The sequence below is a fragment of the Methylobacterium sp. CCH5-D2 genome (assembly GCF_001556475.1).
GTDB classification, from domain to species: Bacteria; Pseudomonadota; Alphaproteobacteria; order Rhizobiales; family Beijerinckiaceae; genus Methylobacterium; species Methylobacterium hispanicum.
The window spans coordinates 1-686 of the sequence record NZ_LSIX01000307.1 but is presented as its reverse complement, the minus strand read 5'-3'; the positions used below and the strand labels follow the sequence as shown (position 1 = coordinate 686).

Sequence of the window (686 nt, the reverse complement as noted above, 5' to 3'; positions counted from 1 at the left end):
ATCTCGGTGGTCGAGATGCCCGTGCCGATGAACTGGTCGATCTTGCCCGCGCCGGTCACGGGCGTTGCCGTGAAGCCGCCCGGGGCGGTCGCGAGGTAGTAGCGCTGGCCCGGCACGATGCCGGTGAGGCCGGTGATCTTGCGGCCGAAGTAGACCGTCACCGTGCCGCCGGAGGTGGCCGCGTCCAGCACGTAGCCGTTGGCAGGCTTGCCCTCGGCCGAGGCGTCGGCCTTCCGGACGCTCTCGGCGCCGGCATTGTTCCAGACGCTGACGAGGTTCGTGGCGGACAGGGCCTCGCTCGCGGTGAGCACTTTCCCGTCGGCGCCGTAGCCCACCGGCATAACCGAGGCGTCGAGGTGGCCGCTGTCGTCGAGCGCGGGGATGTCGCCCGCGTTGGCGGCGCCGGACGACGTGACGACGCCCAGCACCTCGCGCCAGACGCCCGCGACCCGGCGGGCGAAGCTCTTTGCAGGCATGGTGATGCTCCCTAGGAGGCCAGGAAGTACGGTTCCTGGATCCCGACCAAGAGGCGGGTCGGGGACGCCGCGACGCCGACCTGCAGGACCGCACCGGCTTCGGGCGCGGTCTGCGTGAGGGCGCCGGCCAGGCCGAGGAAGACCGGCCCGATCTCGAAGGACCACGACGGCTCGTCGAGCGCGCCCGCGGTGCGGTAGGCCGGGACGATG

2 protein-coding genes are annotated in these 686 nt (G+C 72.0%); both read right to left on the bottom strand.

All coding sequences use genetic code 11. The features are described from left to right. A partial coding sequence (locus tag AX737_RS08110; RefSeq protein ID WP_066920466.1) for a hypothetical protein occupies positions 1-476 on the bottom strand: 476 nt, incomplete at its 3' end. Between the two features lie 11 nt (positions 477-487). Further along, positions 488-686, bottom strand: a 199-nt coding sequence (locus AX737_RS34220; RefSeq protein ID WP_197430498.1) for a hypothetical protein, incomplete at its 5' end; no start/stop codon positions are given.